Annotated in this window: 9 protein-coding genes and 1 other RNA gene; 3 read left to right on the plus strand and 7 right to left on the minus strand. The window is 61.4% G+C overall.

Features of this window, described 5'->3' with window-relative positions; translation table 11 throughout:
* The first annotated feature begins 2 nt into the window (after window positions 1–2).
* Window positions 3–1,010, plus strand: a complete 1,008-nt coding sequence (locus JNK74_11215; GenBank protein MBL7646748.1) for a uroporphyrinogen decarboxylase family protein — start codon at window positions 3–5, stop codon at window positions 1,008–1,010.
* Between the two features lie 15 nt (window positions 1,011–1,025).
* Here JNK74_11215 and JNK74_11220 read toward each other — a convergent pair whose 3' ends face one another.
* Together JNK74_11220 and JNK74_11225 are read right to left on the minus strand one after the other, a co-directional pair.
* On the minus strand, window positions 1,026–2,147 hold the full coding sequence (locus JNK74_11220) for a hypothetical protein (protein ID MBL7646749.1): 1,122 nt from the start codon (window positions 2,145–2,147) through the stop codon (window positions 1,026–1,028).
* A 21-nt stretch (window positions 2,148–2,168) separates the two neighbouring features.
* Window positions 2,169–3,053, minus strand: a complete 885-nt coding sequence (locus JNK74_11225; protein ID MBL7646750.1) for a homocysteine S-methyltransferase family protein — start codon at window positions 3,051–3,053, stop codon at window positions 2,169–2,171.
* A gap of 294 nt (window positions 3,054–3,347) precedes the next feature.
* On the opposite strand from JNK74_11225, the gene JNK74_11230 reads away from it, so the two are divergent.
* Window positions 3,348–5,090 (plus strand): hypothetical protein, encoded by a 1,743-nt coding sequence (locus JNK74_11230; protein MBL7646751.1) that lies wholly within the window; start codon window positions 3,348–3,350, stop codon window positions 5,088–5,090.
* A 32-nt stretch (window positions 5,091–5,122) separates the two neighbouring features.
* Here JNK74_11230 and JNK74_11235 read toward each other — a convergent pair whose 3' ends face one another.
* Window positions 5,123–6,385 carry a hypothetical protein gene (locus JNK74_11235; protein ID MBL7646752.1) on the minus strand — a complete coding sequence of 421 codons (1,263 nt, stop codon included), beginning with the start codon at window positions 6,383–6,385 and terminating at the stop codon, window positions 5,123–5,125.
* Window positions 6,382–7,332 (minus strand): AraC family transcriptional regulator, encoded by a 951-nt coding sequence (locus tag JNK74_11240; protein MBL7646753.1) that lies wholly within the window; start codon window positions 7,330–7,332, stop codon window positions 6,382–6,384. The genes JNK74_11235 and JNK74_11240 overlap by 4 nt, the downstream gene beginning before the upstream one ends.
* Before the next feature lie 251 nt (window positions 7,333–7,583).
* Here JNK74_11240 and JNK74_11245 point away from each other — a divergent pair, with 251 nt between their 5' ends.
* Window positions 7,584–8,639 carry an NAD(P)-dependent alcohol dehydrogenase gene (locus JNK74_11245; GenBank protein ID MBL7646754.1) on the plus strand — a complete coding sequence of 352 codons (1,056 nt, stop codon included), beginning with the start codon at window positions 7,584–7,586 and terminating at the stop codon, window positions 8,637–8,639.
* Between the two features lie 63 nt (window positions 8,640–8,702).
* Here JNK74_11245 and JNK74_11250 read toward each other — a convergent pair whose 3' ends face one another.
* The 3 genes from JNK74_11250 to ssrA form a co-directional block, all read right to left on the minus strand.
* The gene (locus tag JNK74_11250; protein MBL7646755.1) at window positions 8,703–11,087 is read right to left on the minus strand and encodes a phospholipase C, phosphocholine-specific; all 2,385 of its coding nucleotides are present in this window, start codon (window positions 11,085–11,087) and stop codon (window positions 8,703–8,705) included.
* Window positions 11,088–11,956: 869 nt separating this feature from the next.
* Window positions 11,957–12,385 (minus strand): nuclear transport factor 2 family protein, encoded by a 429-nt coding sequence (locus JNK74_11255; protein MBL7646756.1) that lies wholly within the window; start codon window positions 12,383–12,385, stop codon window positions 11,957–11,959.
* Window positions 12,386–12,662: 277 nt separating this feature from the next.
* Window positions 12,663–13,020: a transfer-messenger RNA gene (gene ssrA, locus JNK74_11260) on the minus strand.
* Between the last annotated feature and the right edge of the window lie 242 nt (window positions 13,021–13,262).

A 13,262-nucleotide genomic window follows, 5' to 3' on the forward strand; every position in this document is an offset into this window, starting at 1 on the left:
CAATGACAGGTCGCGAACGGGTTCTGGCCATGCTTTCCGGAAAAACCCCGGATTCACTCCCCCTGATGCCTATCACCATGATGTTTGCCGCCGACCAGACGGGCGTGCATTACCGCGACTATGCGAATGACCACCGCGTTCTCGTGGAGGCCCAGATTTGCACGGCGGAGCGCTTCGACTTCGATCACGTGTCGTGCATCTCCGATCCCGGCCGGGAGGCCGCGGATTGTGGCGCGACGGTGGTCTATTTTGACGACCAGCCCCCCGCGATTGACGAGATCAATGCGCGGCTCGCCAACAAGGCCGACCTGCTCACGCTGAAATTGCCCGATCCGCTTGGTGGCGGCCGAATGCACGATCGGGTGCTCGCCGCGGCTTTGTTCAAGGAGCGCGTGGGTGGGGAGAAACTCATTGAGGGCTGGGTGGAGGGCCCCTGCGCCGAGGGTGCCGACCTGCGGGGTATCAATACCCTCATGATGGACTTCTACGACGACCCCGCCTTCATCCACGATCTCTTCGCCTTCAATGTCGAAATGGCCCTCGCCTTCGCGAAGGCGCAGGTGGATGCCGGAGCCGGTATTATTGGCGTGGGTGATGCCGCGGCGTCCCTCATCGGCCCGCACCTCTATGAAGAGTTTGTCTTTCCGTATGAAAAGCAACTGGTGGACGGCCTGCATGCCATGGGCACCCTGGTCCGCCTGCATATCTGCGGCAATACTTCCGCCATCCTCGCGGGGATGGGCCGTCTGGGCTGCGACATCGTGGATCTGGACTACATGGCTTCCCTTGCGGACGCTCGTCACGCCATGCCGGCCCGGCAGGTGCTTCTCGGGAATATGGATCCGGTTTCGGTGCTGCGCAACAGTTCCGTGGGCACGGTTACGGACACGCTTGATAACTGCTACCGAGATGCCGGCCCCCTTTACATCGTAGGGGCCGGTTGCGAGGTGCCTCGCGGGACACCGCTGGCCAACGTGGAGTGCCTTCGGGACTACGCCCGCTCACACTGAGGCCCGACCTGTCACTCACGCGTCGGGCGGGATATCCAGCGTTGCTTCCACGAGGCGGGCGAGGTCCAGCACCCGTTCATCGGGCGTGTCCGCTTCGATATCCGCCATAACAATGTCGCAGGGACTCAGTTCTCGGCGTATGCGGGCCAGATCCGCAGCCAATTCGTCCAGGGACTTGCCCGTAAGGTCGGTCGGGCGATACATCACCGCCCGCCGTGCCCGAGGGCACAGATCCCGCGCGCGCCGGAGGTCGGAATCCATTCCCATATCAACGTAGCCGAGCTTATCTATACTCGCGTAGTCCTCGATATAGGGGTCGACATTCCATGCGCAATTGTGGATTCCAAAATGCTCGAAGGCCTCGGAGAGCATCCGGTCGTATGGAAGAATGAACTCGCGATACTGATCCGGCGAAACCATGTTCACCACGCAATTGCTCACGGTGGCATGGCGTACGATGACGCCCGATTCACGTTGCCGGGCATAGAGCAACTTCATGCCGCTGATCATGGTCCGGGTTACCACCTCAAACAGGTGGCACGCCAGTGCGGGATCCATCATCAGGTCGATAAAGATCTGGTCGCCCCGAATCCGAAAGGCGTTGTTCAGCACGCCCTGCCAGTTGATGTAGCCCTCGATGCGTCCGAAGTGGCGCTCGATAAGATCCGCCTGCTCCATAATCTGCACAAAGACCGGATTCGCGGAAAGATCCGGCACTTCCAGCGACTTGATCCGGGCTTCGCTCAGGTACTCGTGTCGGGCAGCGGGCCAGTTGTCGGGGTAGTACTCCGCGCCTACACCGAAGATACGCGACATGGTCACTGCCCCGTGCACACCATCCAGCGTGGACGGCGCCGCGTCGGGGTTGGCGCCGCCGAGTTGCAGGCTGGGAAAACGGCGATTCAGTTCCCGGCGCATGCGCACGAGCGTTTCGCCGCGATAGAGGGGATCGAGGTGCCAGCGCTCCGAAAAATCCACGTCGCAGTTCGCCCTGTACCAGAGCGGAGTGAAACCATACTCGACGCGCAAGTCGGACTCCGAGCCATCACAGGGGGTGCGCGTGGCCGGGGCGGCGGGCGCAATAAAGCTGCGCAACTGGCCGACGGTGGACAGGGTGGCTTCCGTGGTTGTGCTCATGGCGGCTCCTTTACCGGGTCATCATGCCCGGGCGATGGCCTCGCGGATGGCGCGAATGTGGTCCGGTGACGTGCCGCAGCAGCCGCCTATGATATTTGCTCCAGCGGCGATCATGGCGGGCACGCAACCCGACATGAAATCGGGGGTCTCCGGATAAGACTCGCCTTCGGCGGTCAGCACGGGCAGCCCGGCATTGGGATGTACGAGAATGGGGGTGTCGGGCGCGGCCGCGCGCAGGGCCTGGACCACACCGATCATGGGCTCGGAACCCTGGCTGCAATTGGTGCCCAGAATATCGGCGCCGGCCGCCACCAGGGCCGCCGCCATGTCGGCGGGCGATGCGCCCATCATCGTGTAGTAGGTTTCACCCGCACAACTGTCGTAGGTAAAGGAGCAGATGATTTCGAGGGCGGTGCAGGCCTTCACCGCCTTCACCGCCACCACGGCCTCGTCGATGGCCGAAAAGGTCTCGATAATGCAGGCATCCGCGCCGCCCTCTTCCAGTGCGCGGGCCTGGGCGCCGAATACCTCCGCCAGCTCCTCTTCGCTGGTGTCACCCATCATCAAAATCTTACCGGTTGGCCCGATGGAGGCCGCCACGTTCACCTCGTCGCCCGCGGCCTCACGGGAGAGTCGTGCGGCCGCGCGATTGAGTTCGGCCATTCTTCCGTCGAGGCCATAGGCGGCCAGCTTGATGCGCGAGCCGCCAAAGCTGTTCGTGGTCACGATATCGGAGCCGGCATCCACATAGCGCCGGGCAATGCTGCGCACCGCATCGGGATGCTCCACATTCCAGAGCTCCGGGCACTCCCCCGCTTTCAGGCCCTGGGCCATCAGCAGGGTTCCCCAGGCGCCGTCGGACACGAGGACGCCTTTTTCTTTGATTTTTTCACGAATGGACTTCATAGGGGTCTCCCCGGTTCGACGGCGGTCCATCGACATCGACTCCCCCGTCGATGCGCGCCCGTCGGGCCTTGTGATCGTTGCGATTACACAGCGCGCCCTTAGTCTACGGCACGCCTCCCCCGGCGAGCAAGCGGGAAATCTTTTTCCTGCGCGAGGCAAGGTGGCGACAGCGTCGTGATCGCGTATCCGAGTTCCATGGGTTACAATAGGCCGACGCGTCTCGGGCGCAGGCCCAGCGATACACGGGGGATACTGGAGCGAATCGGGGCTCCAAGAAAAAGGAGAGAGCAATCCATGAATGCACACAACCGCAGAACGTTCCTGAAGGGCGCCACCGCGCTGGGCCTGGCCGGCTTTGCCGACGTGACCCGCGCCGCCTACGGGGCTGAGAAGATCTCCACCGAATCGACCCTGAAGGTTCGAATCAAGGCGGACGGGGAGCCCCTCGTCGCCCGAGGCTTTGCAATCTTGAAGGATCGAATCGAGCAGCGATGCGCGGTTCGCGTTGTCGAAGGTCGAAGCGGTGCAACGGTTATCCTGACGGTGGACGAGAAGCTTCCCCCGGAGGCTTTCCGTATTGATGAGAAGCGTGGCGCGGTTCGTGTCGCGGGGGGCTCGCCGAGCGGCCTGCTCTATGGCATTGGGAAGTTCCTTCGCACCAGCGGCTACGATGGCGGCTTTCAGCCCTCGAGCTGGCGCGGCACTTCGGCGCCGCAGGGCTCCCTGCGGGGCATGTACTTTGCCTCTCACTTCCACAACTGGTATCACGAGGCGCCGGAGGCGGAAGTGATTCGTTACATGGAAGACCTCTCGCTCTGGGGCGTGAACGCCATCATGGTCATCTTCCCCATGATCAATCTTCAGGGCTGGGATGACCCCGAAGCGGAACCCGCGATGGCGAAGCTGCGCCAGTATGTGGTCTCCGCACGAGAACTGGGGCTGCAATTTGTCACCGGATTGAACAACTGCATGTTCATCGGCGCACCCCAGGACATCCGCGCCGGTCGCCTGCCCGACCCGACAAAGCGGCGGGGCAACAGCGGCCATCCCATCTGCCCCAGCAATCCCAAAGGGCACGCCTACCTCATGGAGAACACGGAGAAGCTTTATCAAAGACTGGCGGATGTGGGTCTGGATCTGGTCTGCATGTGGCCCTACGACGAAGGGGGCTGCTCCTGCGATCAATGCGCGCCCTGGGGCAGCAATGGCTACGTGAAGATCTCACGAGACCTTACGTTGCTTGGCCGGAAGTACTTTCCGAATCTCAAAACCATCGTGAGCACCTGGATGTTTGACACGCCACCCGAAGGCGAGTGGCAGGGCCTGACGGACGTGCTGGCCAGGCAGAATGACTGGGCAAGTTACATACTGGCCGATTCCCACGAGGACTTCCCCCGCTATCCGCTGGACGTTACCGTGCCGGGCAACCTGCCCCTCATCAATTTTCCCGAAATCAGCATGTGGGGCAACTCCCCCTGGGGCGGTGTCGGCGCCCATCCCCTGCCCGCCCGCTTCCAGCGCCTGTGGGACCAGGTGAAGCACAAGGTCGAGGGCGGCTTTCCCTACAGCGAAGGCATCTATGAAGACATGAGCAAGGCCATCGTTCTCCAGTTCTACTGGAATCGCGACCAATCCGCACGGGCCACGCTGGAGGAATACATCGCCTATGAATTTGGGTCCGGCGTGACCGAAGACGTGCTGGCGTTGGTGGAGCTCTTGGAGAGCGCCGTCGGCCGCGCTTTCCGAAAGGAACCTGCCGACAAAGAGGCCGTCGAACGCGCCTTCGCGCTGGCGGAGGGTGTTCACGCCCGGCTGCCGGAGTGGGCGCGCACGAGCTGGCGCTGGGAGATTCTCCATTTGCGCGCCCTGCTCGACCGCGAGCGCTTTGCCGGCGCGGGGCTGGAGAGTCCCACCGCTGAAGCCGCGCTCTTGCGCCTGGTGGAGATTTACCACTGCCAGTTGGAAACGGACGACCCCTACCACCACCGTGTCCGGCCTCGACTTCGCCAGGCGGTGGACCGTGCGGGGAGAAAATAATGTAGTCTCACGAACACCGGGGCGCGTTGGCGTCAGCGCGCCCCGGGCGGTTCCTTCCATTCCCCCACCACCTGCTGGATGGCCTCCAGCGCGCCAAGGTCGCTTTCGATGCCTTCCCAGTTGTAGACGGTAATATGGCGGCAATCGCGAAACTGAAAGGTCTTCACAAAGTGCTCCGCCCAGGCCGCGCGGTCCTGTCCGGGCCACAGCCATTCCACAGCGGCCCAGCGGGTCCGACCCGCGTGCGCCATCGCCTCTTCTATCGGGGCCATATCCGCCGGGCCCTTCCAGTAAATGCTCCAGCCCGGCGTGGACCATTCGTTGAACGCGGCGGAAAAGGGAATATGACGTTCGAAGGGTTCCAAGGTTCCGCCCTCGTGGACGTAGACCTTCTCGGGCGGCAACCCGGCATCCGCGGCGGTCTTTGCGAGCAACCCGAGATAGCGCCGGACCACTTCGCCGAGGTCGTCGCGAGTCAACACGCCCTCGGACTTGATGCCGGCGCTTTTCACCGCCGCGTAGCCAAGCTGGGCCAGACCGCCACTCAGCCCTTTGGTCGCGTCCAGGCCATAGACAGGATCGTGCGTTTCTTCGGCGGGCCACTTCTCCGCGAACTGATTCCCATCGGGATAGTAGAAAGCGTTGTAGCCGATGCTGGCCTCCCAACCCAGCTTCACGCCGCCAAAGAGGTGGGCGCGCGCAGGCGGGAGAGCCCGGCGCCATTCTTCCACGATTCCGAGTAGTGTCTTCATCGGCTCAAGCGTCGCGTTGAGCACTTTGGGACTCATGATGTTCTGCGCTGGGGCCACGCGCAATTGACGTCCCCAGTTGCGCCATCCGATCTTCACCGCACCGCTGGGATCCCAGGTGCACCACTCCACGTTCTGCACGTTCGCCGGGTCATAGCCTGGTCGCGCGGGATCCCACCAGTTCCACAGCTCGGGGCGGTTCTCCCACCAGTTCTGCCCGTCGAGCACAATCAGCACGGGCACTCCCGTGGCCTCGCTGGCGCGCAACAAATCGTGCAAGGCGCGCGTTTGCTGTTCCATGGGCGAATTGAGCACGGAGAAGATCCAGCTCACGCCCACGCGCATGTCCTCCCGCTCCGATGCGCCGATGGTTCTCGAAATTTCTGTCAGTGTTGCTCGAAAATCCGCCTCGCTCTCGCCCCGCTGCTCGCCAGAACCATAGGCCACGTTGAGAAAGATATAGCGGGGATCCCCCGACGCGGCAAGGGCGACCAGGGAATAGGAAAGACAGGCAATCACGGTCACGACCCTGGGGAACAGGCTCATGACGCGATGTCCGCGGCCGCCAGTTCCCGCAGGCGCCCCACATCTCTCGTGGGCGCATCGCCAAACTGGCGCTTGTACTCCCGACTGAAAAAGGACGGATCGCGGTACCCGACGCGATACCCCGCCTCCGATGCGTCCAACCCTTCGCTGAGCATGAGTCGCCGGGCTTCCTGCAGGCGCAATTGTTTCTGAAACTGGAGCGGACTCATGGCCGTGACCGCTTTGAAATGGGCGTGGAAGCCCGAAACGCTCATGCCGAGTTCGCGCGCCATGTCTTCGGCGCGAAAGGGTTTGTCGAAGCGCTCGCTCAGCTTTCTGACCGCGCGCGCCATCCGGTGCGCCTGGCCGCCGATGGTCGCAAGATGGCGCATGCGGCTGCTCTGCGCGCCTGTCAGGAGACGATAAACAATCTCGCGGATGACCAGCGGCGCGAGGGCGCGATAGTCCGCGGGGCTCTCGGCCAGCCGAGCGAGACGCAGGGTGGCATCCAGCAGATCGGTATCGAGCGGACTGACGTCGATGGACTTCACGCCGCCGCCGTCGCCGCGCTGTGGCTCGCCGTCCAAATCGAGCATCACGGCGGTGACGACCGAAGGATCGAGGACGAGTCGAAAACCGAGATAGGGCTTCTCGGGTGACGCATCGACCACCTGGCCCGTCAGCGGGAGATCGACCGTGGTGATGAGATATTGCGCGGGATCGTAGCGCAGGCGCTCCTCACCCACCATGACTTCCTTGCTTCCCTGGGCGATGACGCAGAAGGAGGGCTCGCTGACGCCGTGTACGCGTTCGGTCGTGTCCGAACCGCGGCGGAAGTGAAGGCCGGGCTGAATCTCGACGCCGCCATCGCGCCGGGCCACCCGCGCGATGCGCTGGGCCAGTTCTTCCAGGTCGGCCTGCCGCCGGCGGATCTCGCGATCAATTGATGCCTTCATGAATCGCTCCATGCTTCCATCCCACTTGAATCGGATATAAAGCTAAACCTTGGAGGATTGTACCAGCATATCCGAGGATCGTGATACTCAATTCTTAAGAATTGGTTGTAGAATTTGTGCAGGTCCGATAGACCTCACGCGTAGAGCGGCCGAAGCGTTTGGAATCTTGTCCTACGTTCACCCGTCCAAGCGAAGCCGATTATGCGGACAAGTCGAAGTCATTCCGCCGGCAGTCCAAATACCCAACAAACAGGAGTTACACCATGAAAAACGTCAAAGCCTTCTCCGCCGCCAGCGCCACCTCCCCCCTTGCGGGCGACCAGATTCCACGCCGCGATCCCCTGGAGCACGACGTTCAGATCGAGATTCTGTTCTGCGGCGTCTGCCACTCCGATCTCCATCAGGTGCGCGACGAGTGGAAAAGCGTCATGCCCACGGTCTACCCCTGCGTCCCTGGCCATGAGATCGTCGGCCGCGTCACCAGCGTCGGTAGTCATGTGAAGGGCTTCAACGTCGGCGACCTGGCGGCCGTCGGCTGCCTGGTGGACTCGGACCGCACCTGCCCCGATTGCCAAGCGGGCTTCGAGCAGTTCTGCGGCAATATGACGCTGACCTACAACTCGCCGGACAAACACCTCGGCGGGGTTACCTATGGCGGCTATTCCGACAGCATCGTGGTGGATGAACGCTATGTCCTGCGCGTCCCGGAAAACCTCGATCTCGCGGGCACCGCACCCCTCCTTTGCGCGGGCATCACCACCTATTCGCCCATGCGCCACTGGGGCGCCGGCCCCGGCAAGAAAGTCGGCATTGTCGGCCTGGGTGGGCTGGGCCACATGGGGGTGAAATTTGCCCACGCCCTCGGCGCCCACGTGGTCGTGTTTACCACTTCCCCCGGCAAGGTGGAAGACGCCTTGCGCCTGGGCGCGGACGAAGTTGTCCTCTCGAAAGACGCCAACGAAATGCAGCAGCACGCCGGCAGCTTCGACTTCATCCTTGACGCCGTCTCCGCGGACCACGACGTCAATGCCTATCTCAATCTTCTCCGCCGTGACGGCACCATCACGCTCGTCGGCGCGCCGGAGAAGCCCATGGCCGTGTCCGCCTTTAACCTCATCTTCGGACGCCGCAGCCTGTCGGGTTCCCCCATCGGCGGTATCGCCGAGACCCAGGAAATGCTCGACTTCTGCGGCGCACACAACATCACCGCGGATGTGGAGGTTATCGCAATCCAGCAGATCAACGAGGCCTACGAGCGCCTGCTGAAGTCGGACGTGAAGTATCGATTCTCCATCGACATGGCCTCGCTCAAGGCATAGCCGAATGGAAGCGCCCGCCGGGAGACATCCCCGGCGGGCGCGTTTGTAAAAGGCTGAAGATACTCACCCCATGGCCGGATCGGATATCGACCATTCCCCGGTCTCCACCCGCCCCGCAAATCTTAACGCGGTCTCCCCGGCTCGCGCCGAAAGATCGTACCACTGCTTTCCGGCGTTGGTCTCGATGGAAATCGTCTGCTTCTGCCCTGGCTTCAGGGAAACGGGCTGAAGTCGATCCCCGTAGGATTCGTCGGCCAGCGCCACTTCGATGGGCTGTTCAGTCAGGTTGACGAGGGCGAGTGAAAGGCTCGCCCCGTCACTTCGAATTTCAGCGTTGAACACGGGCGCTCCCGCGCTCTTAAGTGCGCGCATGAAGCCGTTGGGTCCGTCGATTCGTACATCGCATTCACCCGCGACCGGAAGCGTGTCTTCTATCGCATCACCCGGCACAACCGCATAGGACCGGCAGATCATTTCCTTGCCATACACGTATGCATTGAAGGCGCCGCCCGCCGCCCGTTCCTGGTTGCGCGCGTTGCCCGCTTCGAGGCGAATCGTCACGCCGTCCTTCGCGGGCTGGAAATTCGCCTCCAGCTCATAGGGCAAGGGACAAGACGGTCGCCCGCCGCGTTCCTGGAAAGCCGCCACCTCAAAGGTCTCGACCTCGCCCGGTTTCAACGGTGCGGCGGCCTTCGGGGCTTCGGTAAAGCTGGCCTTGTGAATACGCTCCACATAGGCGTCCCGGTCGAGGTATTCCGGCAACGGGTACTCTTCTCCGTTCCAGGGTTTAAAAGCGGAGGTGAGATCGCCGCAGACCGTACGACGCCAGGGGCTGATATTGGTCTCTTTCACGGGTGTGCCTTTGCCCGCGAGCCATTGCTCAAGGAACATGAGGATGGACGTGTGGTCGCTGACTTGCGAGTTCACACAACCACCCCGAGTCCACGGGGACGCGATAACCAGCGGACAGCGATAACCCAGACCGATGGAATGATCGCGCTCGTGCGCGTCGGAAACATCGAGGGCGGTGTCGAGCCCTTCGGAGCACTTGCCCGTTTCGGGGCGCCCTGGATGGGGCGCCACAAAGGGAGGAAGATGATCGAAGAGCCCATCGTTCTCGTCGTAGCACAGAATAAAGACGGTCTTCTTCCACACTTCGGGATCGCGCGTGAGGATGTTGAGCACTTCGCTCAAGTACCACGCGCCAAACCAGGCGGAGCCGGGGTGATCGGAAAAGCGCTCGGGCGCGACGAGCCAGGAAACCGCCGGAAGCGTGCCGCCGTCGACGTCCTTGCGGAATTGGTGGAGCACATCGCCTTTGGGCACTTGGATCGTGCGGGCCTGGCCTTCGTCATCGTAGTGGTGCTCTACGAGCGTGCGATAATCGGGATCGCCCTCGTTCGTGCAGAAGGCTTTCTCGTGGAGCGCCTTTGCTTTGGCGTCCAGGCTGTTCCAGCCCGCGTCCGTGTACTCGGTCAATTCCTTTCGGGCACTCTCAAGAATCTGCTCCCCTCGCGCGCGATCTTTTGCGAGCTTTGCCGATGCCTCGGCGGACAGGGTACCGCTGGCCAGCGCTTCGGACGCTTCTTTCAGTTTCACTCCGAGGATTTCGATGAGCTTCGGAAGGTGGGCCCTGCGCTGCTTTGAATAACGAACGCGAAACTGGCTGAACCACTCGATGGGGTTGTCGGTGAAATTGGAAAGCCACGCGTCCTCTTCGCCGACGAGCCCGGTATCCAGCGATATCTCGTTCTGGTAAATCTTCCACGAGACTCCCGCGTCTTCCAGGCGCTCCGGGTAGGTGGTCCAGGCCGCTTCGGCATCGTAGTCCGTGTCGCCGTTCTGCACCCGCGCGGGATGGGCCGCATCCTCGCGAATCGTGCCGCTCCAGAGGTGCAGCCGGTTTGGCGTTGTGCCCGTCAGCGAAGAGCAGAAGGCGTGGTCAAACACCGTGAATGCATCGGCCAGGGCATAGTAGAAGGGAATGTCCTCCCGTGTAAAAAAGCCCATGGTCATGGGGAAGCCGTCGTCGCGCCGCTTGGCCGGAAGCCATTGATCGTAGCGGCCGCCATTGCGCGCATCCACTTGATCCTGCCAGGAGTGGGGCGTGCCGCCCATCCAGGTGACCTTCGAGCCCTCCATGTCCATGCGAAACGGCGGGATGATCGTGCCGTCGGTGTCCGGCTGAAACCAGACCGGCATCCCATTGGGCTGGCGATGCGCTCGTGGATCGCGATAGCCCCGCACGCCGCGCAGCGATCCGTAGGCGTGATCGAAGGAGCGGTTCTCCTGCATGAGGATCACCACGTGCTCCGCGTCGTGAAAGGTCGATCCGGGCGCGGGGTTGATCGCCGCCGCAGCAGCAATGGCCTCGGGCATGCCGCTCCACACCACGGAGGCCGAACCCAGGGCGGCGGCGGCCTTAAGAAATTCACGTCGAGATTGCATGGTTCACCTGTCGTTGCGCGGCACCCGCGCAGAAGGTTTGAATCGGTAAGCCCCGAAAGCAGGTCGTGACTGAGGACGGGGCGATGTGTGTGCCGCGCAGATTCTACGACCTGAGGATTAATTGATCAAGGCGAGTCGCGTCAATTTTCTGTTAGCACGCGCATATGACTCTTGCCACGAATGTATGCGGCCGCAAACTAAACAGCGTATGAACAGGCAAGTTTTGCTAAATCCACTACTTCGCCTGGACTAGAATTGTTATCGGGAGGGCATCAGAAACAGCCTCGTTATCTACGTCCTGCTTCGCATACCAGCGTGGGTTGGGCGTCCCGCCTGACCATCGTGCCCCAATCATCGCCTGGCAATAAGCACGTACGGCATGGTTCCCGTCCACGTCATTACACCACTCAAGCGTAATATTCAGACCGAGGCTATGGGGTCAGGCGGGACGCCTAACCCACGTTGGCCTGCCCCCAATTTTCCAGTGGTTTCTTCAAGCACAACACACTTGGGGTATCAGAATTGCACAATGCGCCGCACGCCGCGTACGCCATCGGGAGGACATAAGAAACAGACCGGTTATTTTAGTCATGTTTCGCACACCAACGTGGGTTGGGCGTCCCGCCTGACCATCGCGTCCCAAACATTGCCTGGCTGTTCGCACGTGCGGCATATCCCTCGAAAAAACATCATCGCAGTACTCAATCGTAATAGGCAATGTGGTCAGGCGGGACGCCTAACCCACGTTGGCGTGCTCCAAAATTACCAGTGCAACCGCCAAGCGTGAGGGGCGATACGTGGCAGAATTGCAAAACGTGCCGAACTAGCGGTAGCGTCGATTAATTCAGACACGAGACGGAGCTAACGGATTAATCTGACTCTGAAAGTTCCGCACCGGCCCATTCGAGCGCCTGCCGACGATCCAGGAACAGGCGCACGTGAACGGCCTTGCCCTTGCGAAAGGTGTAGACATCGGCGATCCGCCCTTCCCGCCATTCCGTTTCGCTTTTCAGACGCACCCGCACGTGGACAAATACAACAATCTTGTCCCCTGCGACGATGAACCGCTCCGGCTCGCAGCGTCCCTCGGCCCAGGTCCCCCGCGCCTGCGTTGCGTGCGCCTCTATCGCGGCGCGTCCCGTATACGTCCCGCCGCCCGGAGACTCCGCAAACTCGATCCACTCGATGTTCTCGTCGAAGTCTTTGACGAAGGAAGGGATATCGCCCCGGTTGAGGGCCGTGTAGGCTTCTTTCAGGGCTGCGGTCTCGGTGGTGAGAGATGGTGTCAAGCTGCTCATGTTTCCAGCCCTTTGTTTGTGTTTTTCATCTCGACTTATCTGTGTTTATCTGAGTCCATCTGTGGGAAAAGGTCGCCTGCTTCCTGCAGGCAGTCGAAGGCACGTCGAGAATAGTGGGCGATAAGTTTCCCACAGATGGACTCAGATAAACACAGATAAGAAAACCGGTGTTCGAACCGGATGAAGCAATTCATTTGGTTCATACTACGCCGTCAGCGCACCTTGAATGCAAAAAGCCCGCCGACCATTTGGCCAGCGGACTGCGGGTATTCTCTAATGGTGGAGGCGGCGGGAATCGAACCCGCGTCCGAAAGTGTGTCCACGAAGGCGTCTACGTGCATAGCCCGTCTTTTAAGATTCGCCACCCGGGATCGCGTGAGGCTCGCTATCCAGGGCCGCTAGGGGGAAACCTACTCTATCGGACGTTCCACCGACGTTCCGACGCGAGACCCGCTGTCGTGCGTCTTAGCCCCTTAGCAGGTGGTCAAGGGTAAGACGAGGCGGCAATTAAGCAGCCATTGCGAAATCGTGTTGATCGTTCGCAGTTAATTGGGTTCCGGTTTTTTACGAGGCCACCGGAGTCCTCGGCACGCAACCAACGTTTCATCCACCCCCGTCGAGACCATGTCGCCCCCACGAAGTCTGGGTAAACGTTGCGCGGCGTCCTTCTATTTACGCCGTGCATTACTGATTATGCCACAGGATATGCGCATTGGTCCAGCGCGCTTGCCGCCGTGGATTTGGATTCTGCATAATGGCCCCACGAGGTTGCAGGGACGACAGGGACATCAGCGACGGCAGGCTTTTGCATTCGTCGCTGCCGTCCCTGATGTCCCTGTAATTTGGCAAAATTTACCAAGAAATTTTTCTGAAAACT

This window comes from Candidatus Hydrogenedentota bacterium, assembly GCA_016791475.1.
In the GTDB taxonomy this organism is placed as follows: Bacteria; Hydrogenedentota; Hydrogenedentia; order Hydrogenedentales; family JAEUWI01; genus JAEUWI01.